Source organism: Streptomyces sp. NPDC051738 (genome assembly GCF_044453205.1).
Lineage (GTDB): Bacteria > Actinomycetota > Actinomycetes > Streptomycetales > Streptomycetaceae > Streptomyces.
The window spans coordinates 95,439-114,949 of record NZ_JBITCM010000005.1 but is presented as its reverse complement, the minus strand read 5'-3'; the positions used below and the strand labels follow the sequence as shown (position 1 = coordinate 114,949).

The 19,511-nt window shown below is 72.1% G+C and carries 17 protein-coding genes and 1 pseudogene; 11 read left to right on the top strand and 7 right to left on the bottom strand.

Translation table 11 applies throughout. The features are described 5' to 3' along the window. The first annotated feature begins 107 nt into the window (after positions 1–107). From ACIA8X_RS13740 to ACIA8X_RS13720, 5 genes and pseudogenes are all read left to right on the top strand, one after another. Positions 108–1,058: a cytochrome c oxidase assembly protein gene (locus ACIA8X_RS13740; RefSeq protein WP_399458343.1), complete on the top strand. Its 951-nt coding sequence runs from the start codon at positions 108–110 to the stop codon at positions 1,056–1,058. Positions 1,059–1,235: 177 nt separating this feature from the next. After that, the gene (locus ACIA8X_RS13735) at positions 1,236–2,570 is read left to right on the top strand and encodes a DUF6777 domain-containing protein (RefSeq protein ID WP_399458342.1); all 1,335 of its coding nucleotides are present in this window, start codon (positions 1,236–1,238) and stop codon (positions 2,568–2,570) included. A gap of 49 nt (positions 2,571–2,619) precedes the next feature. After that, positions 2,620–3,576 (top strand): annotated as a pseudogene (locus ACIA8X_RS13730) (serine/threonine-protein kinase); the annotation flags it as partial. Positions 3,577–4,326: 750 nt separating this feature from the next. Further along, complete coding sequence (locus tag ACIA8X_RS13725) at positions 4,327–5,067, top strand: septum formation family protein (protein WP_399458453.1); 741 nt, start codon at positions 4,327–4,329, stop codon at positions 5,065–5,067. 12 nt (positions 5,068–5,079) lie between these two features. Then, a complete protein-coding gene (locus tag ACIA8X_RS13720; RefSeq protein WP_393446207.1) occupies positions 5,080–5,250 on the top strand; it encodes a hypothetical protein in 171 nt (56 codons plus the stop codon). A gap of 3 nt (positions 5,251–5,253) precedes the next feature. Here ACIA8X_RS13720 and ACIA8X_RS13715 read toward each other — a convergent pair whose 3' ends face one another. From ACIA8X_RS13715 to ACIA8X_RS13700, 4 genes are read right to left on the bottom strand one after another with little or no spacing between them, the layout of a single operon-like run. Then, entirely contained in the window at positions 5,254–6,471 is a 1,218-nt protein-coding gene (locus ACIA8X_RS13715; protein WP_393446209.1) for a sensor histidine kinase, read from the bottom strand. Then, on the bottom strand, positions 6,468–8,180 hold the full coding sequence (locus tag ACIA8X_RS13710; protein WP_393446211.1) for a cation acetate symporter: 1,713 nt from the start codon (positions 8,178–8,180) through the stop codon (positions 6,468–6,470). The genes ACIA8X_RS13715 and ACIA8X_RS13710 overlap by 4 nt, the downstream gene beginning before the upstream one ends. 20 nt (positions 8,181–8,200) lie before the next feature. Further along, complete coding sequence (locus ACIA8X_RS13705; RefSeq protein ID WP_393446213.1) at positions 8,201–8,560, bottom strand: hypothetical protein; 360 nt, start codon at positions 8,558–8,560, stop codon at positions 8,201–8,203. 2 nt (positions 8,561–8,562) lie between these two features. Further along, positions 8,563–9,315, bottom strand: coding sequence for a LytR/AlgR family response regulator transcription factor (locus ACIA8X_RS13700; protein ID WP_393446215.1), 753 nt, complete (start codon positions 9,313–9,315; stop codon positions 8,563–8,565). 78 nt (positions 9,316–9,393) lie between these two features. Here ACIA8X_RS13700 and ACIA8X_RS13695 point away from each other — a divergent pair, with 78 nt between their 5' ends. From ACIA8X_RS13695 to ACIA8X_RS13670, 6 genes are all read left to right on the top strand, one after another. Further along, on the top strand, positions 9,394–9,879 hold the full coding sequence (locus tag ACIA8X_RS13695) for an Lrp/AsnC family transcriptional regulator (RefSeq protein ID WP_393446217.1): 486 nt from the start codon (positions 9,394–9,396) through the stop codon (positions 9,877–9,879). A 155-nt stretch (positions 9,880–10,034) separates the two neighbouring features. Then, on the top strand, positions 10,035–10,844 hold the full coding sequence (gene ddaH / locus ACIA8X_RS13690; protein WP_393446219.1) for a dimethylargininase: 810 nt from the start codon (positions 10,035–10,037) through the stop codon (positions 10,842–10,844). After that, the gene (gene rocD / locus ACIA8X_RS13685) at positions 10,844–12,061 is read left to right on the top strand and encodes an ornithine--oxo-acid transaminase (RefSeq protein WP_393446221.1); all 1,218 of its coding nucleotides are present in this window, start codon (positions 10,844–10,846) and stop codon (positions 12,059–12,061) included. The genes ddaH and rocD overlap by 1 nt, the downstream gene beginning before the upstream one ends. Before the next feature lie 220 nt (positions 12,062–12,281). Then, positions 12,282–14,753 (top strand): SpoIIE family protein phosphatase, encoded by a 2,472-nt coding sequence (locus ACIA8X_RS13680; protein WP_393446223.1) that lies wholly within the window; start codon positions 12,282–12,284, stop codon positions 14,751–14,753. Between the two features lie 88 nt (positions 14,754–14,841). Beyond that, positions 14,842–16,074 carry a PP2C family protein-serine/threonine phosphatase gene (locus tag ACIA8X_RS13675; protein ID WP_393446225.1) on the top strand — a complete coding sequence of 411 codons (1,233 nt, stop codon included), beginning with the start codon at positions 14,842–14,844 and terminating at the stop codon, positions 16,072–16,074. Positions 16,075–16,411: 337 nt separating this feature from the next. Beyond that, a complete protein-coding gene (locus ACIA8X_RS13670; RefSeq protein WP_393446227.1) occupies positions 16,412–17,152 on the top strand; it encodes a lysophospholipid acyltransferase family protein in 741 nt (246 codons plus the stop codon). A gap of 19 nt (positions 17,153–17,171) precedes the next feature. Here ACIA8X_RS13670 and ACIA8X_RS13665 read toward each other — a convergent pair whose 3' ends face one another. The 3 genes from ACIA8X_RS13665 to ACIA8X_RS13655 all read right to left on the bottom strand — a co-directional run bounded on the left by ACIA8X_RS13665 (position 17,172) and on the right by ACIA8X_RS13655 (position 19,487). Next, positions 17,172–17,936, bottom strand: a complete 765-nt coding sequence (locus ACIA8X_RS13665) for an urease accessory protein UreD (RefSeq protein ID WP_393446229.1) — start codon at positions 17,934–17,936, stop codon at positions 17,172–17,174. Next, entirely contained in the window at positions 17,933–18,610 is a 678-nt protein-coding gene (ureG, locus tag ACIA8X_RS13660; RefSeq protein ID WP_393446231.1) for an urease accessory protein UreG, read from the bottom strand. Before ureG ends, ACIA8X_RS13665 begins: the two co-directional genes overlap by 4 nt. Positions 18,611–18,812: 202 nt before the next feature. Next, positions 18,813–19,487: an urease accessory protein UreF gene (locus ACIA8X_RS13655; RefSeq protein WP_393446233.1), complete on the bottom strand. Its 675-nt coding sequence runs from the start codon at positions 19,485–19,487 to the stop codon at positions 18,813–18,815. Positions 19,488–19,511 lie beyond the last annotated feature (24 nt).

The following is a 19,511-nucleotide window of genomic DNA, read 5'->3' as shown; positions in this document are numbered from 1 at the left end:
TTCGGTTCGCCATTGAACACAATGCCCCCGGTCGCAACGTCGACCGGGGGCAGTTCTAGTCTGGGGCGGACAGACTTGCACAACCCCCACGAATCAGGAGCCGGCGGATGGATCACAGCGGGCACGGCATGACCATGGATTTGCCGCCGTTCACGCTGGGGCGGGGACTTCAGTGGTCGACCGACCCGTTCTTTCTCGTCGCCTGCCTGGTCGGGCTCGCGCTGTATGCGTGGGGGGTCGTGCGGCTGCGGCGGCGGGGCGACTCGTGGCCCGTGGGGCGGACCGTGTCGTACGTCGTCGGTGTGCTGTCCGTGATGCTGATGATGTGCACCAGCCTGAACGACTACGGCATGGTGATGTTCAGCGTGCACATGGTGCAGCACATGGTGATCAGCATGCTGTCGCCGATCCTCGTCCTGCTCGGTGCTCCGGTCACCCTGGCGCTGCGTGCGCTGCCGCCGGCGGGGCGGGGGCGCAAGGGGCCGCGGGAGTGGCTGCTGGCTCTGCTGCACAGCCGGTACATGCGGATCATCACGCATCCGGCGTTCACCATCCCCCTGTTCATCGCCAGCCTGTACGCGCTGTACTTCACGCCGATGTTCGACTTCCTGATGGGCTCCAAGACGGGGCACATCGCGATGATGGTGCACTTCCTCGCCGTGGGCGTGGTGTTCTTCTGGCCGATCATCGGCGTGGATCCCGGGCCGCATCGTCCGGGGTATCTGCTGCGGATGCTGGAGCTGTTCGCGGGAATGCCGTTCCACGCGTTCTTCGGCATCGCGTTGATGATGGCGTCGGAGCCGATGGTCGAGACGTTCAAGAACCCGCCCGCCTCGCTCGGCATCGAGGCCCTCGCCGACCAGAACGCGGCCGGCGGTATCGCCTGGGCGTTCAGTGAGATTCCGTCCGTGCTCGTGCTGATCGCGCTGCTGTTCCAGTGGTACCGCTCGGAGCAGCGCCAGGCCCGGCGCAAGGACCGGGCCGCCGACCGCGACGGTGACAAGGAACTCGAGGCGTACAACGCCTATTTGGCCTCATTGAACGCACGCGGAAACTGAGGAAACCGAAAGGCTTCGCCTTTCAGTAGCATGAAGCGCGTCGGGGGAACCGCACCGGGGGGAGCGGTAATGGCGCTTCATGTGTTCGTACGCAGGGTCGGGAAATCGGCGATTCGGAGGATCGCCGTCCTGTTGGTGTTCGTTCTGGCACTCAGTGGGTGTGACCGGGACGCACCGATGTTCGTGGTGAAGGCCGTCGCATCGGGAGTTCCGTCGCTCGCGCCCTTCTTCGACGAGGGCCAGGGGTTGGGGCGGGACCAGCAGGTCAGGGCGCATTCGGCGCAGGGTGGTCTGCAGCAGGGCGACTCCCCTGGCCTGTACGGGGGATCGAAACAGCCGACGATCTGTGACGTCGTACGGCTTGAGGAGTTTCTCACCGACCCCGCCAATGGGCGGAAGGCACAGGCGTGGGCAGCCGCGCTCTCGATTACCACGGCCGAGATTCCCGGTTATCTGGATCGCCTCACACCCGTTCTCCTGCGTCACGACACTCTCGTACAGAATCACGACTACAAGAAGGCAAAAGCCGTCCCCTTCAACGCGCTGTTGCAGACGGGAATCGCGATTCTCGTCGACGCGGACGGTCTTCCCGCCGTGAAGTGCTCGTGCGGAAATCCGCTGCGGGCCTTCGAGGGTGACACCACGCGGATCGAGGTCGAGTTCGACGACCGCAACGAGGAGTGGAAGGGATACGAGAAGGCGTCCGTGGTGGCCGTGCGGCCCGCCACGCGGAAGGTGGAGCGGCTCGCGCTCGTCGACGTCGAGGAGCCGGAGCGGGGCATCAACCGTCCCGTCGGCACCACGGGCGAGGACGACACGACGTTCGACACACGGGAGCGGCGCGCGGTGCCCGACCTCGCCGGGGCGACGTTCGGGCGGGCGAGCCGGACGCTGGCCGACAAGGGTCTGGCGGTCGCCTTCGAGGGTGGGGGGCTGCCGCCGGAGGGGGCCCGGGTCACGGCGTCGGATCCGCCGGCCGGGACCGAGCTGCGGTTCGGGGAGTACGTGACGTTGAGCGTGGCCGGGGGTACCTCCGCGGGCTCGTCCGACGGGACGTCCACTCCGCCGGACACGGGAGCGTCCCCGTCGACTCCGGGGCCGTCGGACTCGAAGCAGTCGACGTCCCCGCCGGCGACCTCGGTGCCCCCGGCCTCGTCCTCCGGGCCCGGCAGCTCCGGGCCCAACAGCCCCAGTCCAACCAGCCCCGGTCCCACGAGCGCGCCCCCGTCATCCTCCCCACCGCCCTCGTCCGACCCGCCGCTCAGCTCGCCACCACCCCCACCCCCGTCGACCAAGAACCCCACCACCAGCTCGCCACCCCCACCCACGACCAGCGCGCCCCCTCCGACCACCGCGTCGCCCCCGACCAGCGCCCCGGTCACCAGCAGCGAGCCGCCGCCCGGGACGAGCGCGCCCGTCACGACGGAACCGGCGACCGGCGGGCCGTCCACCGGACTGCCGTCCAACGACGGGCCATCCACCGGCAGGCCCACCGCGAGCACGACCGCCTAGCAGCCAACGCAGCCAACGCGGCGCCCCCGCAGAACCCGGGAGTCACCGGATGCCTTCAGGATCACCGACGTCGGGAGTGGGCCGGGTCATCGCCGGCCGCTATCTGCTGCTGAACCGGCTCGGCAGCGGCGGTATGGGTCATGTCTGGCTCGCCCACGACCGCAGACTCGCCTGTGAGGTCGCGCTCAAGGAGATCGTGTTCCGGGACCCGGCCGAGGCCGACGAGCGCGAGGCCCGGGTGGCCCGTGCCCGGGCCGAGGCCCGGCACGCTGCGGGGCTGCGCGGGCATCCGCATGTGGTGACCGTGCACGACGTGCTGGAGCACGAGGGGCTGCCGTGGATCGTCATGGAGTACGTGGAAGGCGCCGTCAACCTGCGCGACCTGGTCGAGCGGCAAGGTCCGCCGGCGCCCGCGGAGTGCGCCCGGATCGGGCTCGCCGTGCTCGACGCGCTGACCGCCGGGCACCAGCGGGGCGTCATGCACCGGGATGTGAAGCCGGCGAACATCCTGTTGTCGCCGGACCGCGCCGGGGCGCCGTACGGCCGGGTGCTGCTCACCGACTACGGCATCTCGGTGCAGCCGGACGCCGGGGAGACGCGGTACACGCTGGCGTCGGTGCTCGTGGGGACGACGGGCTATCTGGCGCCGGAGCGCGTCACCGGCGGGGCGCCCACGCCAGCCACCGATCTGTTCTCGCTGGGCTGCACGCTCTACTACGGCGTGGAGGGCCGAGGGCCCTTCGACCGGGAGTCACATCTGGCGGAGCTCACCGCGGTCGTCATGGAGGACCCGCGGCCGGCCGCGCGCGCCGGTGCGCTGGGGCCCGTCCTGCGGGCGCTGCTGGAGAAGGATCCGGCACGGCGGATGTCGGCCGCGGAGGCGGAGGCGGCGCTGTCGCGGATCATCACGCCGGACGTCGACGCGTACGCCCGCACTCAGACCGACCTCGGTTCCCAGCCGCACTGGGGTGGCGCACCGCCACCGGGACCCACGCCCGAGGCGGCGGGGTTCGGCACGCCGCCGAGGGAGGACCGGGGCGATGCCGCAGGGTTCGGCTCCCCATCGAGGGACGACCGGCACGACGCCGCGGGGTTCGGCTCCCCGCCGAGGGACGACCGGCACGACGCCGCGGGGCTCGGCTCCCCGCCGAGGGACGACCGGCACGACGCCGCGGGGCTCGGCTCCCCGCCGAGGGACGACCGGCACGACGCCGCAGGGCTCGGCTCCCCGCCGAGGGACGACCGGCACGACGCCGCAGGGCTCGGCTCCCCGCCGAGGGACGACCGGCGCGACGCCGCGGGCTTCGGCCCCGATCCCACAACCGATCGGCCCGAGGCCGCGGGCTACGGCCCCCACCCAGCGCCCCACCATCCCGATGCCGCAGGTCACGGCCTCCATTCAGCACCCCACCATTCCGACGCCGCAAGCTACGCCCCCCATCCCGGGGCCGACCGGCGCGGCGCCGCACAGGGCTTCAGCCCTCCGTCCGGGCCGCCCGGCCCAGGCCCAGGCCCAGGCTCGGGCTCAGGCTCAAGCCCCGTGGCAGGGCACCCCGGCCTCTCGCCGGGCTTCAGCCCCCCACCCGACCAGCCCGGCCCATCTCACGGCCCAGACTCCCCACCCGACCAACGCGACGGACCGCAGATCTTCGCCCCCGGCCCCGGCGGGCGGCGCCGTACCCGCCCCCGCGTCCTCCACGCGGTCCTCGCCGGGCTTCTCGGGCTGGCGCTCGCGGGGGCCGGCGTCTGGTACGCCATGGCACAGGAGCCGGACACCAAGGGGACGCAGCGGCCGTACGGCGACACCGTGGGACTCGGCGATCCGCTGAAGGGCGGGGACTGCGTGCTCGCCGACTGGCCCGGCGCGAAGGTCTTCCAGGGCACGCCCCGGCTGAGTCTGGATCCCAGTTGCGCGGAGCAGGCGCCCGACGGTCAGGTGATGGCCTTCGTCACGGCCGCGTCCGCCGCCGAGGCCCGTGAGGAGGGGCCGGCGGCGTGCGAGGAGCGGACCGAGGGGATCCGCGAAAGGCTCGCGGACGTCCGCAGCTTCGCCGTCGTACCGACCGAGGCCGGGTTCGAGGCGGCCGGGCGGCGCACCGCCTGTCTGGTGCTGGGCGCGCACGGGCCGGTGTTCGGGCCGTTGGGCGAGCACCGCAAGACCGGGGCGGCCTTCGCCGACACCGCGACCATGCAGCGGCGGGACTGTCTGGACGTCCGCTCCCAGCGGGACGCCCGCCTGGCGTCCTGCGACGAGCCGCACGACGAGCAGGTGCTCGGGTTCACCCGGTTGGGCGCCGACGTCACGCTGACCGAGGCGCGCACCGAGTCGGACACGGCGTGCGCCCGGGAGGTGCCGCCACGCGACTATGGCTTCGATCCCTCCGTCTACACGGCGGGCTCCTGGACGAGCGACGGGTCCTGGAAGAACGGCACCCATTTCGTCGTCTGCACTGTTCGGAAGCAGAACGGGGGCACCATGGAGGGGGACGAATCCTAGGAGGGTGTTGCGATGCCCGGTTCTGCGGACGGTTCTACGAAGGCGATGGGGGTGATCACCGTCGGTGGGCTCGTCGTGGTGACGGCCTACACGGTGGCGCTCGGGAGCAATGGCTGGCTGTGGTTCGGGTGGGTGGTGCTGGGGCTGATCACGCTGGGGATGGTCGTCAGCCGCGGCAGCTGAGCCTCACCCCCGGGTGAGCCGCCCGGCGGAGTGCACGCCCGGCTGGTACTTCGGCAGCCGGGCGGTGATCTTCATGCCCGCTCCCACGGCGGTCTCGATGACGAGGCCGTAGTCGTCGCCGTACACCTGACGGAGCCGGTCGTCGACGTTGGACAGCCCGATGCCGCCCGAGGGGCTGACCTCACCGGCGAGGATGCGGCGCAGCACGGCGGGGTCCATTCCGGCGCCGTCGTCCTCGATGACGACGAGGGCCTCGGCGCCGGCGTCCTGTGCGGTGATGCTGATGTGGCTCTTGCCCGTGGCGGACCCCGCCTTGCCCTCCAGGCCGTGCTTGACGGCGTTCTCGACGAGCGGCTGGAGGCAGAGGAAGGGCAGGGCGACGGGCAGGACTTCGGGGGCGATCTGCAGGGTTACGGAGAGGCGGTCGCCGAAGCGTGCCCGTACCAGGGCCAAGTAGTGGTCGATGGCGTGGAGTTCGTCGGCGAGGGTGGTGAAGTCGCCGTGTCTGCGGAAGGAGTAGCGGGTGAAGTCGGCGAATTCCAGGAGGAGTTCGCGGGCTCGCTCGGGGTCGGTGCGCACGAACGACGCGATCACGGCCAACGAGTTGAAGATGAAGTGCGGGGAGATCTGGGCGCGCAGTGCCTTGATCTCGGCCTCGATGAGGCGGGTGCGGGACTGGTCGAGGTCGGCCAGTTCCAGCTGCACGGAGACCCAGCGGGCCACCTCGCCCGCGGCCCGGACGAGTACCGCCGACTCTCGGGGCGCGCAGGCGACGAGCGCCCCGTGGACCCGGTCGTCGACGGTGAGCGGGGCGACCACCGCCCAGCGCACGGGGCAGTCGGGGGTGTCGCAGGTGAGCGGGAAGGCCTCACCGCGGCCCGACTCCAGGGGGCCGGCGAGGAGTTCCATGATCTCCGTACGGTGATGGCCGCCCACCCCGTCCCAGACCAGGACGTCCTTCTCGTCGGTCAGGCACAGCGCGTCCGTGCCGAGCAGTGAGCGGAGCCTGCGGGCCGACTTGCGGGCGGTCTCCTCGGTGAGTCCGGCCCGCAGCGGGGGTGCGGCGAGGGAGGCGGTGTGCAGGGTCTCGAAGGTGGCGTGCTCGACCGGTGTGCCGAGGCCGCCGAGGTTCTGGGAGCGGACCGTGCGCCGGCCGAGCCAGAAGCCGGCGGCGAGCAGCGGGAGGATCGCCACGCACAGGCCCGCGATGAAGCCGCTCATGCCTTCGCCTCCGCCCGCAGCTCCTCCGGCAGATGGAACCGAGCCAGGATCGCCGCCGTCCCGGCCGGTACCCGGCCCGGGGTGGCCAGCGACACCAGGATCATGGTGAGGAAGCCCAGCGGCACCGACCAGAGCGCGGGCCAGGCGAGCAGCGCGTGCAGGGCGCCGGAGCCCGGGAAGCCCGCCATCGTCGCGGCGACGGCGAGCAGTGCCGAGCCGCCGCCCACCAGCATCCCGGCCGCCGCGCCGGGCGGGGTCAGCCGCCGCCACCAGATGCCGAGGACGAGCAGCGGGCAGAAGGAGGACGCCGACACGGCGAAGGCGAGGCCCACCGCGTCGGCCACCGGGAGCCCGCCGACCAGGACGCTCGCGGCGAGCGGGACGGCCATGGCGAGGACCGTGCCGAGCCGGAAGTGCCGTACGCCGCGTGACGGGAGCACGTCCTGGGTGAGGACGCCAGCGACGGCCATGGTCAGCCCCGACGCCGTGGACAGGAACGCGGCGAAGGCGCCCCCGGCGATCAGCGCGCCGAGCAGGTCGCCGCCGAGACCGCCGATCATGCGGTCGGGCAGGAGGAGCGCGGCCGCGTCCGCGTCGCCGGTGAGGGTGAGTTCGGGGGCGTAGAGGCGGCCGAGGGCGCCGTAGACCGGGGGCAACAGGTAGAAGGCGCCGATCAGGCCGAGCACGGCGACGGTGGTGCGGCGGGCGGCGACGCCGTGCGGGCTGGTGTAGAAGCGGACGACGACGTGCGGCAGGCCCATGGTGCCGAGGAAGGTGGCGAGGATCAGTCCGTACGTGGCGTACAGCGGGCGTTCGCCGCGGCTCTCGGCCTGCGAGGGCGACAGGCCGCCGCCCGCTCGGTGGTCGGGTTCGGGGACCTCGGCGCCCTGGGGGAAGGTCAGGCGGGTGCCGCCCTCGATGCGGTGCGTGCCGGTGGGGAGCCGGAGCTGCTTGTCGTCGTGGGCGCGGCCGTCGACGGTGCCGCTGACCGTGACCGTCAGGGGGCGGTCCAGCTTCAGGTCGATGGTGTCGTCGACGCGGACGACGCTCTGTTCGCGGAAGGTGGCCGGTTCGTCGAAGGCGCGGCGGGGGGCGCCGTCGCCCTGCCAGGCGAGGATGAGGAAGAGGGCGGGGACGAGCAGGGCGGTGAGTTTGAGCCAGTACTGGAAGGCCTGCACGAAGGTGATGCTGCGCATGCCGCCCGCGGCGACGATGGCGACCACGACGACGGCGACGATCAGCCCGCCGAGCGAGTCGGGCGCCCCGGTCAGCACCGTCAACGTCAGCCCGGCGCCCTGGAGTTGGGGCAGCAGGTACAGCCAGCCGGTGCCGACGACGAAGGCGCCCGCGAGCCGCCGTACCGCCTGTGAGGAGAGGCGTGCCTCGGCGAAGTCGGGGAGGGTGTAGGCGCCGGAGCGGCGCAGCGGGGCGGCGACGAAGAGCAGCAGGACGAGGTATCCGGCGGTGTAGCCGACCGGGTACCAGAGCATGTCCGGGCCCTGGACGAGGACCAGGCCGGCGATGCCCAGGAAGGAGGCGGCGGAGAGGTACTCGCCGCTGATCGCGGCCGCGTTGAGGCGGGGGCCGACGGTGCGGGAGGCGACGTAGAAGTCGGAGGTGGTGCGGGAGATGCGCAGGCCGAAGGCGCCGACGAGGATGGTCGCCAGGACGACGAGGGCGACGGCGGGGACGGCGTAGCTGGAGTTCACGGCGGCGTCGTTCCTCGGGCTCAGCGGTCTTCGACGAGGCGCACGAAGTCCCGCTCGTTGCGTTCGGCGCGCCGGACGTACCAGCGGGCCAGCAGGACCATCGGGGCGTAGAGGCCGAAGCCGAGGACCAGCCATTCCAGGCCAGGGGCGTCCGGCATGGCCGCGAACAGCAGGGGCAGGGGGCCGATGAGCAGGCCGAGGACCGCGAACACGGCGAGTCCGGCGCGGAGTTGGCTGCGCATCAGGGAGCGGACGTAGGTGTGGCCGAGGGTGGTCTGCTCGTCGATCTCGGTGCGGGGGCGGTAGTAGCCGGAGACGCGGCGGGTTCGCCGGGGCGGGCCGGTGACGACGACACGGCGGTCGGCGGGGCTCTGGGGCATCGTCACGGCCTCCTCATGAGCAGGTCCCGCAGCTCGCGTGCGTGCCGGCGGCTGACCTGGAGTTCCTCGGCGCCGACCACGACGCTCACGGTGCCCGCGTCCAGGCGGAGTTCGCCGACGTGGCGCAGGGCGACGAGATGGCGACGGTGGATGCGGACGAAGCCGCGGGAGCGCCAGCGCTCCTCCAGGGTCGACAGGGGGATGCGGATGAGGTGGCTGCCCTTGTCGGTGTGCAGGCGGGCGTAGTCGCCCTGGGCCTCGACGTGGGTGATGTCGTCCACGGAGACGAAGCGGGTCACGCCGCCGAGCTCGACGGGTATGTGGTCCGGGTCGGGTTCGCTCACGGGTATGCGAGGGGCGGCGGTGTCCCTGAGTTCGGCGGCCCGGCGGACGGCTTCCGCCAGGCGCTCCTTGCGCACGGGCTTGAGGACGTAGTCGACGGCCTTGAGGTCGAAGGCCTGGACGGCGAAGTCCTCGTGGGCGGTGACGAACACGACGAGCGGCGGGTTGGCGAAGCCGGTGAGCAGCCGGGCCAGGTCCAGGCCGTCCAGGCCGGGCATGTGGATGTCGAGGAAGACGACGTCGATCGCCTCGGGCCCGCCCGGCCCCGACTCCAGGGCGCGGTTGATCCGGCGCAGCGCCTCGGTCGCGTCGCCGGCGCCCTCCGCGGTGCCGATGCGGGGATCGGCGTTCAGGAGGTAGAGGAGCTCCTCCAGCGAGGGGCGTTCGTCGTCGACAGCCAGGGCGCGCAGCATGAATCCGGAGTGTAGGAGCAATTCGTACGCCTGCACACGTGCCGACGTCTGTGCGTTCCCGCTGGATACAGTGCCGCCATGGAGAGCAGGACCCCGCCGTTCGACGAGCTCGACCGGAAGATCATCACCGCGTTGATGGCGAACGCCAGGACGAGCTTCGCCGAGATCGGTACGGCTGTCGGGCTGTCCTCGACGGCGGTCAAGCGGCGCGTGGACCGGCTGCGGGACACGGGCGTGATCACCGGGTTCACGGCCACGGTCAAGCCGTCGGCGCTGGGCTGGCGTACGGAGGCGTATGTCGAGGTGTACTGCGAGGGCGCGGCGCCGCCGCGGCGGCTGGCGGAGGTGGTCCGCAACCATCCGGAGATCACCGCGGCGATGACGGTGACCGGGGGCGCGGACGCGCTGCTGCATGTGCGGGCGCGGGACGTGAATCACTTCGAGGAGGTGCTGGAGCGGATCCGCGTCGAGCCGTTCATCCGCAAGACGATCAGTGTGATGGTACTGTCCCATCTGCTCCCGGAGAGCCCCGAGGCGGGCGCGAGCCAGCCCGCACCGGAGTAAACCTCGGGGCGCGCAGCAAAGCTGCGTCCACCCGGGAAAATTCGCAGCATTCCTGCGTCGACGCGCAATATTATTTCCTTGTCGGCCGTATTCGCCGCTTCCTACCTTTGTGTCAACCCTCAGTCGACACTCGCAGGAAGCGGAGGAACCCCTCTGTGTCCGACACCCGTGTGCCGCGCCGGCGGCGGTATCTCGTCTGTGAACCCAGACACTTCGCCGTGCAGTACGCGATCAACCCCTGGATGCGTCCCGACGCACCCGTCGACGTCGACCTGGCCCAGACGCAGTGGCAGGCGCTGATCAGCGCCTACCGGGCCCACGGTCACACCGTCGACATCGTGCCGCCCGCCCCCGGGCTGCCCGACATGGTCTTCGCCGCGAACTCGGCCGTCGTCGTGGACGGCCGTGTCTTCGGCTCCCTCTTCCACGCGCCGGAGCGGCGCCCCGAGTCCACGCACTACGACACCTGGTTCAAGACGGCGGGCTACGACGTGTACCGCCCCGAGTCCGTGTGCGAGGGCGAGGGCGATCTGGTCTGGACGGGCCGCTACGTCCTGGCCGGCACCGGGTTCCGTACGACCCGCGAGGCGCATCGCGAGGTGCAGGAGTTCTTCGGCCACCCGGTGATCAGCCTGACGCTGGTCGACCCGCGCTTCTACCACCTGGACACGGCGCTGTTCGTCCTCGACGACGACAACATCTCGTACTACCCGGAGGCGTTCTCGCCGGGCAGCCGTGAGGTGCTCGCCCGGCTGTACCCGGACGCGGTGCTCGCGACCCGCGAGGACGCGCTGGCGTTCGGGCTCAACTCCGTGTCCGACGGAAGCAACGTCTTCATCGCGCCCCAGGCCGAGGCCCTGACCTCCGCCCTCGCCGACCGCGGCTATGTCCCCGTCCCCGTCGACCTGTCGGAATTCCGCAAGGCCGGCGGCGGCATCAAGTGCTGCACCCAGGAGATCCGCTGATGACCGCTCCCGTCACCACCCGCTCGTCCGCCGACCTGATCCGCGCCGAGGAACCGGTCGTCGCGCACAACTACCACCCGCTGCCCGTGGTCGTCGCCCGCGCCGAGGGCACGTGGGTGGAGGACGTGGAGGGCCGCCGCTACCTGGACCTGTTGGCCGGGTACTCGGCCCTGAACTTCGGCCACCGCCACCCGGCGCTGATCGAGGCGGCGCACCGCCAGCTGGACCGCCTCACCCTGACCTCCCGCGCGTTCCACAACGACCGCCTCGCGGAGTTCGCCGAGCGGCTGGCGGCGTTGACGGGCCTCGACATGGTGCTGCCGATGAACACGGGCGCCGAGGCCGTGGAGAGCGGCATCAAGGTGGCCCGCAAGTGGGCGTACGAGGTGAAGGGCGTCCCGGCGGACCGGGCGACGATCGTGGTCGCCGCGGAGAACTTCCACGGCCGTACGACGACGATCGTCAGCTTCTCGACGGACGAGACCGCTCGGCAGGGCTTCGGTCCCTTCACGCCTGGGTTCCGGATCGTGCCGTACAACGACCTGGCTGCCCTGGAGGCGGCGGTCGACGAGACGACGGCCGCGGTGCTGCTGGAGCCGATCCAGGGCGAGGCCGGGGTCGTCATCCCCGACGACGGCTACCTGGCCGGGGTCCGCGAACTGACCCGCCGCAAGGGCTGCCTTTTCATCGCGGACGAGATCCAGTCGGGGCTCGGCCGCACGGGCCGTACGCTCGCCGTCGAGCACGAGGGGGTCGTCCCGGACGTCCTGCTCCTCGGCAAGGCGCTGGGCGGCGGCATCGTCCCGGTGTCGGCGGTGGTGGCCCGCCGCGACGTCCTCGGCGTCCTGCGGCCGGGCGAGCACGGATCGACCTTCGGCGGAAACCCGCTGTCCGCCGCGGTCGGCACGGCGGTGGTCGAGCTTCTGGAGACCGGCGAGTTCCAGCGCCGCGCCGCCGAGCTGGGCGTGGCCTTGCGGGGCGGCCTGTCGGCCCTGCTCGGCAAGGGCGTCGTCGGCTTCCGCGCGCGGGGCCTGTGGGCGGGCGTCGACATCGACCCGCAGGTCGGCACGGGCCGGGAGATCAGCCAACGCCTGCTGGGCGAGGGAGTCCTCGTCAAGGACACCCACGGCTCCACGATCCGGCTGGCCCCACCGCTGACGATCACGTCGGAGGAGCTGGAGGGGGCGCTCGGGGCACTGGCGAGGGTCCTGACGTAAGGGCTCCGGGTCGAGCGACCCGGAGGCGCAGACCCCGAACCCCCGAGCAACCCGACAGCCCGGCTCCCGCGCCATCGGAGCCGGGCTGCCGGCGTTTCCCCGCCCCCGCGCCGCCGCTACGCCGCCCCCACCCGGCCCCCGCGAAGAGGCGGCGTTGACCGGAAGGGTGAAGATGGGGACAAGAGGTGGTAGACCGCTCTCAGCGACAGAGAGGTCGGCCGTGGGCACACACGAGGAGCAGGGCGTTGCCAGGCAGGGGTTCGACGTGGCGGACGCCGCGCCTCTGCTGCTCGACGCGCAGGGTCTGGTGACGGGGTGGACCAGGGACGCGCAGCGGCTGCTGGCGTACGCGGCCTCCGAGGCGGTGGGAAAGCACGTCGGCGAGCTGTTCGACGCCGAGGACGCCGAGCGGATCCCGGAGGTGATCGATCGGTGCCGCGACGAGGGCGGCTGGGCGGGGCTGCTCACCGCGGTGCACAGGGACGGGGCGCCCGTCAGGCTGATGGTGCGGATCACGTCGGCCCTCGATGCCCAGGGCCCCTCGCGCTGGCTCGTGCTCCTGTCCGCGCTCGGGGACGCGCACGGCTGGGACATGAGCCGGGACACCCTGGTGCAGATGGTCGCCCGCTCCCCCGTCGGCATAGCGATCGTCGACACGGAACTGCGCTATGTCTGGTCGAACGCGGCCCTCGCCCAGTTCGGCGGCGGCCCGCCACCCCACCGGCTCGGTATGCGGCTCGCGGACATCCAGCCCGGCCTGGACTCCCAGTCCATCGAGGCACAGATGCGCCAGGTCCTGACGACCGGCGACCCGATCGTCGGCTACGAGCACGTCGGCCACGCCCGCTCCGCGCCGCTGCGCGAGACCGCGCACATGATGTCGTTCACCCGGCTCGACGACGGCCACGGCCACCCCACCGGCGTGTACTACACGGTGGAGGACATCTCCGAGCGGCACCGTACCCGGCAGCGTCTTGCCCTGCTCGACCGGGCCGGCGAGCGGATCGGCCGCACCCTCGACATCACGCGCACCGCCCAGGAACTGGCGGACGTGGCCGTACCGGGACTCGCCGACATCGTCACCGTGGACCTGCTGGAGTCGGTGCTGCGGGGCGGCGAGCCCGCGCCCGGGCCGCTGAGCGACACGGAACCGGTGCCGCTGCGCCGGGCGGGGCACCAGGCGGTCAACGGGAGCGTGCCGGTGACCGTCGTCGGCATCGGGGAGGTGGCCGCCTATCCCGCGGATTCGCCGCCGATCCGCTCTCTGCGGACGGGCAAGTCCTGGCGCCAGGAGAAACTCGATCCGCTCGGCGAGGCATGGGCCCAGCACGCGCGCGGCGGCCCGGCCGCCATCTTCCTCGAACTGGGCCTGCACAGCGTGATGATCGTGCCGATCCGCGCACGCGGCGTCACCCTGGGCGTGACCACCTTCTTCCGGCGCCACCGCCAGGAGTCCTTCGAGGAGGACGACCTGAACCTGGCGGAGGACCTCGTCTCCCGCGCCGCCGTCTGTGTCGACAACGCCCGCCGCTACACCCGCGAGCGGGACGCCGCCCTGGTCCTGCAGCGCAGTCTGCTGCCGCACCGGCTGCCCGAGCAGGACGCGGTGGAGGTGGCCGCCTGCTACCGGCCGGCCGACGAGCTGACCGGCCTCGGCGGGGACTGGTACGACGTCATCCCGCTGTCCGGCGCCCGCGTCGCCCTGGTGGTGGGCGAGGTGCCCGGGCACGGCATCGACGCCGCCGCGGCGATGGGGCGGCTGCGGACCGCCGTACGGACGCTCGCCGCGCTGGAGCTGCCGCCCGACGAGGTGCTGGCGCATCTCGACGACCTGGTCGCGCGGTCGGCCCGCGAGGAGGGCGTCGAGCCGGGCCGGGAGCCGCGCGGGGAGGAAGCCGACAGCACACAGTCCGTGGGGGCCGGGTGCGTGTACGTCGTCTACGACCCGGTCGACGGGACGTCCACCATGGCGGCCGCGGGCCATCCGGCGCCCGCCGTGGTCATGCCCGACGGCACCGTCTCCTTCGTGGACCTGCCGCAGGGTCCGCCGCTCGGCGTCGGCGGTCCCCCCTTCGAGTCGGTGGAGCTGGCCCTGGCGGCGGGCAGCACGCTCGCCCTGCACACCGACGGGCTGCTGGCCGGCGGGGACACCTGGGCCGTGGACGCCGACCGGACCCGGCTGCGGGGGGCGCTGGAGCGGGGCGCGGCCTCGCTCGACGAGCAGTGCCGCACCGTGGTCGACGCGCTGGTCCCGGACCGGCCGTACGACGACGTGGCCCTGCTGATGGCTCGCACCCGGCTCCTGGGCACCGAACAGGTCGCCGACTGGGACCTGCCCGCGGACCCGGCCGCCGTCGCCGACGCCCGCAAGACGGCCGCCCGGCAGCTGGCGGAGTGGGGTCTTGAGGAGCTGGTGTTCACGACGGAACTGGTCGTCAGCGAGCTGGTCACCAACGCCATCCGGTATGCCGCAGGACCCATCCGGCTGCGGCTGATCAGGGAGCGCGCGCTGTTCTGCGAGGTGTACGACGGCGGTGCCACCGCTCCCCATCTGCGCCATCCGCGCACCACGGACGAGGGTGGACGCGGACTGCTGCTGGTCTCCCAGTTCACCCAGCAGTGGGGTACGCGCTTCGTCCCCGAGGGGAAGATCATCTGGGCCGAGCAGTCCCTGACGGATCCGCCGCCCTGACCTGCTGAATCCCCCCAGACGTAGCACATCGGCATATACGCTGCACGGCGTGGGAAACTGGTCAGATCCCGGTGGTGAGGCGGGAGCCATGGATGAGACGGCGATCGACTACGAGATGGTGTTCCAGTCCCTGCCCGGAATGGTGGCGCTGCTGACCCCGGAGCTGGTCTACGCCGACGCCAACGAGGACTTCCAGCGTCTGTCCGGGCGCACCCGGGAGCAGTTGGTGGGCCGGTACATCTTCGATGTCTTCCCCGAGAACCCCAACGACCCGGCCGCGACCGGCATGCGCGATGTCCGGGCGTCGATGCTGCGTGTGGTGGCCACCGGCGAGCGCGACACGATGGCGTTGCAGCGCTACGACGTCGAGGACCCCCTGCACCCCGGCCACTGGGAGGAGCGCTACTGGAGCCCGATCAACGCGCCCGTCCTCGGCCCCGACGGCAAGGTGCTTTTCGTCCTGCACCGGGTGGAGGAGGTCACCGAACTCATCCACTTGCGCGGCGGCGCGGGCGGTGACACCCGGGCGCGGGTGCTGGAGGCGGAGCTGTACACGCGCGCCCGCGAGCTGCAGGAGCTCAACGACCGGCTGCGGCAGGCCCACGCCCGCGAACGCGAGGTGGCGCTGGCCCTGCAGGAGGCGATGCTGCCCGCTCGGCGGCAGGTGCACAACCACCGGGCAGCGGTGCGCTACCGGCCCGCGGTCGGCGCGCTGAACGTGTGCGGCGACTGGTACGACCTGATCGACCTGGTGGGCGGCAACCGTATCGGCGTGTCCGTGGGTGACGTGGTCGGCCACGGCCTCGCGGCGGCCGGCGTCATGGGCCAGCTGCGGAGCGCGCTCAGCGCCTCCTCCCGCGTGGCCGACGGCCCGGCCCACGCGCTCGACGTCCTGGGGCGGTACGCCCATGTGGTCGACGGCGCGGAATCGGCCACCGCGGTCACGACGTTCATCGACTTCGACGCCCGCACCGTCACCTACAGCAGCGCGGGCCATCCGCCGCCGGTGCTCGTCCACGCCGACGGCCGGGTGGAGTTCCTCGACAAGGCCACCGACACGCCCCTGGACGCCCGCCCCGAGCCGATCTCAAGACCCCAGGCCACCACGACGTACGACGACGGAGCCACCCTCGTGCTGTACACGGACGGCCTGATCGAGCGCCGCCGCGAGGACATCGACACCGGGCTGACCCGGCTCTCGGACGCCCTCGTCCGCCATCGCACGGCAGACCCCGAGAGACTCGCCGACGCCGTCCTGCTGGAGCTGCTGCCGCCCGGCGGCGCCACCGACGACACGGCGCTGATCATCGTGCGGCTGTGATGCGTGCGGCCGTGGTGGACGAGCAGGCACGACGCCCCCCCGCAAGGACCTGCCGCCTGCCACCCGGTGGCCGTGATCACGCCAAACCGGGCCCATCCGGTTGCCGCGCGCCGACCCGTGCCACCAGGCTGGTCCGGCGGTCCTCCCCATCCGCAAGCGCCGCCACCCGGCCACTTCCTGACATCCGGTCAGGATTCGCCATTGGTCGGCATCCGTCCGACCCGACACTGTTCCGGCCCGTCAACCCTGCGCCTACACTGGCAGCCCCACGGCACGCTGGTTGACCTGCCAGAACGCGGCGGCCCGAGCTGATCCCCCCGAGTGAGGAGCGCCCCCTTTGTTCTACTACGTACTGAAATACGTGCTGCTGGGACCCCTCCTGAGACTGTTCTTCCGGCCTCGCATAGAGGGTCTTGAGCACGTACCGGCCACGGGCGCGGCCATCGTCGCCGGCAACCACCTGTCGTTCTCCGACCACTTCCTGATGCCGGCGATGCTCAAGCGGCGCATCACCTTCCTCGCGAAGAAGGAGTACTTCACGGGCCCCGGCGTCAAGGGACGCCTGACCGCGGCCTTCTTCCGCAGCGCCGGCCAGATCCCGGTCGACCGCACCGGCAAGGAGGCGGGCCAGGCCGCGATCCGCGAGGGCCTCGGCGTCCTGAGCAAGGACGAGCTCCTCGGCATCTACCCGGAGGGCACCCGCTCGCACGACGGCCGCCTCTACAAGGGCAAGGTCGGCGTCGCGGTGATGGCCCTCAAGGCCCGGGTCCCGGTCATCCCGTGCGCGATGATCGGCACGTTCGAGGCACAGCCGCCCGGCAAGGTCATCCCCAACATCCACCCGGTGACGATCCGCTTCGGCAAGCCCCTCGACTTCTCCCGCTACGACGGGATGGAGAACGAGAAGGCGATCCTGCGCGCGGTGACCGACGAGATCATGTACGCGATCCTGTCCCTGTCCGAGCAGGAGTACGTCGACCAGTACGCGGCCGTGGCCAAGGCCGAACAGGAAGCCGCCGCCAAGGCAAAGGCCAAGGCGGACAAGGAGCGCAAGTTCCCGAGGCTGCCCATAAGCTGACCCGCCCTGGTGGAGGACCTCAGCCGAGCGCGTCGAGCGCCTCGTCGAGCAGCCCGCGCAGCCGCCGCGCGTCCGCCGCCACGGCACTCACCAGGGCGGCGGGCCCGGCGAGGGGCATGACGGCGGCGTTGTCCCCGAGCAGCCGGGCCGCCACCGGAGCATCCGCGAACTCGGGCCGTACGACGACGAGTTGCCCCACGGCGCGATACCCGCCGAGCCCGGCGGGGCCGTCCCAGCCACCCGGCGCACCGGGCCCACAGGCAAGCTCCTGATCCAGAACCACCCGCCCCGCGACACCCACCCGGATCCGACTGCTCAGCCGCCCGGACTCCTCCCCCACCCGCCCGAGCACCTGCTCCTCACGCAGCACGAGCCGCCCGGTCGCACCGACGTCGACGCGGGTGGTGACGTGCAGATCGCTGCCCCGGGCGGAGATCAACTGCTCGGGCAGCCAGCGCAGTTCACCCCCGTCGGCGACCGAGAGCCGTACGTCGTAACGGGCCCCGCCCTTGCTCTGCCCCGGCAGCGCGATGGTGGCGGCAGCCGAACCGACATGCAGCCGGGCACCCGCCTCCACGTCGGCCTCGACGGTGAAGTGGTCGCCACCGAGGGGCCCGCTCATCGCGCCGACGAGCACGACCCGCGCCTGCGCACCGCTCCCCCGGGTCCGCCTGAGCGCCAGCGGCCCCTCGCCGTCGAGCACGGGCAGGGAGGTGCCACCCCGCCCGTCGTCCCGGGCGACGATCCGCGCGACGGCCCGTACCCCACCGGCCACCGTCGTCATGCCGCCCACGCGGCGAGCTGCGCCCGCACCCAGTCGGCGACGTCCTGCACACCGGGCTCGCTCCTGAGCGACTGGAACACCACCGGCAGCTCGGCCCGCTGCGCCTTGGCGTCCGCCGCCATCCCCGCCAGGTCGGAGCCGACGTACGGCGCGAGGTCGGTCTTGTTGACGACGAGCAGATCGGCGGTCGTCACACCCGGACCACCCTTGCGCGGAATGTCGTCCCCACCGGCGACATCGATCACGAAGATCTGCGCATCGACGAGCCCCTTGGAGAAGGTGGCGGTCAGATTGTCCCCGCCGGACTCGACAAGAATGAGATCGAGGGGCCCGACCTCGTCCTCCAGATCCTCGACGGCTTCGAGGTTCGCGGAGATGTCGTCCCGAATCGCGGTGTGCGGACAGGCCCCCGTCTCCACGGCCGTGATCCGCTCGGGCGGCAGCACGGCCTCCCGCAACAGGAACTCGGCGTCCTCGCGCGTGTAGATGTCGTTCGTGACGACGGCAAGGGACAGCTCCTCCCGCAACGCACGGCAGAGCGCGGCAACGGTGGCGGTCTTACCGGACCCGACGGGCCCACCGAGCCCGATACGCAGGGCGCGGCGCGAGCCGTCGGGACGGCGGGCATCGGCACTGACGGCGGCGGGACCGTCGTGGGAGTGGTCGAGGTGCATGGGCGGCTCCTTCTCATAGGTGCACCGGCGATGTGAGGGCCTGGCTTGGTGACGCCGGCCCGCTCATTTCAGCCCGTCCGGCGTTTGAGGACGAGGCCCTTTCGGGGCCGAAGCGGGGGTCTGGGGGCGGCAGCCCCCAGCGGGGTCGAAGGGGCAGAGCCCCTGGGGATGGGACGGGTAGGGGCGGCGGGGGCGAAAACACTCAGGACGCGAACAGCCGCACAGCCCAAGCCGCATGCACCTCCGCCCCGATCTCCAGCAACGGCGCAGACGCCGCAGGCAACGCGTCGACCCCGTCGTCGACAACCCGCCGAGCCGCCTCCACCGCCCGATCCGCAACCCGGTCCATCTCCGGCGCCAACCGCGCCAGCACAGCCGTAGCGTCAAAGGGATCGAGACTCAGCAACCGCACCGTCGCACTCGCCGCCCCACTCACACTCTCGTACGCCGCACAGTAGGCGGCATCAACCGCCCCCAGCCCCGCCGCCCGAGCCGCCAGCCCGAGCACGACCGGCTGGTGCGCCCCCTTGGGAAACTCCCGCGCCACGGCGTCGAGCTCCCCGCAGGGCCAGGTCGCCCGAGCCGCCCTCATCAGCTGACGCCCGAGCTTGCGCGCGGCCACACGCAACGCGGGCGACGGCGTACGGGCATCGGCGGCCCCGTCCAGGGCCACCACATCGACCCCGAGCGCGGCCGCCCCGGCGAGGGAGGCCGCGACCAGCCCCGCCGTGTGCAACCGCCCCCGGCAGAAGTCCTCCAGGCTCGCGGCCCCGGTGATCCGCCCGGCCTTGACGGCCGCCTCCGCACCCCCGGAGTGCGCATGGCCCCCGGCGGGGAAGCGGCCGTCGGCGAGGACGAGAAGTGCAGCCCGCGACATCAGACACCAGCCATCAGAATCAGA